Origin of the sequence: Gracilibacillus alcaliphilus, assembly GCF_016909015.1 — a bacterium.
GTDB classification, from domain to species: domain Bacteria; phylum Bacillota; class Bacilli; order Bacillales; family Amphibacillaceae; genus Gracilibacillus; species Gracilibacillus alcaliphilus.
This window is the reverse complement of record NZ_JAFBFA010000073.1, coordinates 1-2,515: the sequence shown is the minus strand read 5'-3', so window position 1 is coordinate 2,515 and position 2,515 is coordinate 1. Positions and strand designations below refer to the sequence as shown.

General features: G+C 53.5%; 1 rRNA gene. It reads right to left on the bottom strand.

From position 1 onward, the window contains the following. A 23S ribosomal RNA gene (locus tag JOD18_RS24010) occupies positions 1-2,515 on the bottom strand; the annotation flags it as partial.

The following is a 2,515-nucleotide window of genomic DNA, read 5'->3' as shown; positions in this document are numbered from 1 at the left end:
CCATGCTTCCACCCCGAACCTATCTACCTCATCGTCTCTGAGGGATCTTACTCTATCGAATAGATGGGAAGTCTCATCTTGAGGGGGGCTTCATGCTTAGATGCTTTCAGCACTTATCCCTTCCACACGTAGCTACCCAGCGATGCTCCTGGCGGAACAACTGGTGCACCAGCGGTGTGTCCATCCCGGTCCTCTCGTACTAAGGACAGCTCCTCTCAAACTTCCAACGCCCACGACGGATAGGGACCGAACTGTCTCACGACGTTCTGAACCCAGCTCGCGTACCGCTTTAATGGGCGAACAGCCCAACCCTTGGGACCGACTACAGCCCCAGGATGCGATGAGCCGACATCGAGGTGCCAAACCTCCCCGTCGATGTGGACTCTTGGGGGAGATAAGCCTGTTATCCCCGGGGTAGCTTTTATCCGTTGAGCGACGGCCCTTCCATTCGGTACCGCCGGATCACTAAGCCCGACTTTCGTCCCTGCTCGACTTGTAGGTCTCGCAGTCAAGCTCCCTTCTGCCTTTACACTCTGCGAATGATTTCCAACCATTCTGAGGGAACCTTTGGGCGCCTCCGTTACATTTTGGGAGGCGACCGCCCCAGTCAAACTGCCCACCTGACACTGTCTCCGAACCGGATCACGGTTCTGGGTTAGAAGGTCCATACAGCCAGGGTGGTATCCCACCAGCGCCTCCACGTAAGCTAGCGCTCACGTTTCTCAGGCTCCCACCTATCCTGTACAAGCTGTACCAACATTCCATATCAGGCTACAGTAAAGCTCCACGGGGTCTTTCCGTCCTGTCGCGGGTAATGCGCATCTTCACGCATAGTATAATTTCACCGGGTCTCTCGTTGAGACAGTGCCCAAGTCGTTGCACCTTTCGTGCGGGTCGGAACTTACCCGACAAGGAATTTCGCTACCTTAGGACCGTTATAGTTACGGCCGCCGTTTACTGGGGCTTCAGTTCAACGCTTCGCTAATGCTAACGCATCCCCTTAACCTTCCAGCACCGGGCAGGTGTCAGCCCCTATACTTCGCCTTGCGGCTTCGCAGAGACCTGTGTTTTTGCTAAACAGTCGCTTGGGCCTTTTCACTGCGGCTTCTCATGCAAGAAGCACCCCTTCTCCCGAAGTTACGGGGTCATTTTGCCGAGTTCCTTAACGAGAGTTCTCCCGATCACCTTAGGATTCTCTCCTCGCCTACCTGTGTCGGTTTGCGGTACGGGCACCTGATATCCTTGCTAGAGGCTTTTCTTGGCAGCGTGAAATCCGGAACTTCGGTACTATATTTCCCTCCCCATCATAACTCATGCTTTCTGTCAGACGGATTTACCTATCTGACACACTCGTTATTTGGGCGCGCTCAACCAATCACGCGCTTTCCTTATCCTTCTGCGTCCCCCCATCACTTATAACGGATCCAGGTGGTACAGGAATATCAACCTGTTGTCCATCGCCTACGCCTTTCGGCCTCGGCTTAGGTCCCGACTTACCCTGAGCGGACGAGCCTTCCTCAGGAAACCTTAGGCATTCGGTGAAGAAGATTCTCACTTCTTTTTCGCTACTCATACCGGCATTCTCACTTCTAAGCGCTCCACCAGTCCTCACGGTCTGACTTCTCTGCCCTTAGAACGCTCTCCTACCATTGATCGTAAGATCAATCCGTAGCTTCGGTGATACGTTTAGCCCCGGTATATTTTCGGCGCAGCGTCACTCGACCAGTGAGCTATTACGCACTCTTTCAATGATGGCTGCTTCTAAGCCAACATCCTGGTTGTCTATGCAACGCCACATCCTTTTCCACTTAACGTATACTTGGGGACCTTAGCTGACGGTCTGGGCTGTTTCCCTTTCGACTATGAACCTTATCACCCATAGTCTGACTCCCAAGGTAATATGATTGGCATTCGGAGTTTGACTGAATGCGGTAACCCGGTAGGGGCCCCTAGTCCAATCAGTGCTCTACCTCCAACATACATCCCTTGAGGCTAGCCCTAAAGCTATTTCGGAGAGAACCAGCTATCTCCGTGTTCGATTGGCATTTCACCCCTACCCACACCTCATCCCCGCATTTTTCAACATACGTGGGTTCGGGCCTCCAGTCAGTGTTACCTGACCTTCACCCTGGACATGGGTAGATCACACGGTTTCGGGTCTACGACCCCCTACTATAGCGCCCTGTTCAGACTCGCTTTCGCTGCGGCTCCGTGTCTTCCACTTAACCTTGCAGGTGATCGTAACTCGCCGGTCCATTCTACAAAAGGTACGCCGTCACCCGTTAACGGGCTCCGACTACTTGTAGGCACACGGTTTCAGGTTCTCTTTCACTCCCCTCCCGGGGTGCTTTTCACCTTTCCCTCACGGTACTGGTTCACTATCGGTCACTAGGGAGTATTTAGCCTTGGGAGATGGTCCTCCCGGATTCCGACGGAATTTCACGTGTTCCGCCGTACTCAGGATCCACTCCGGAGGAGAAACGTTGTCGACTACAGGGCTGTTACCTTCTGTGGC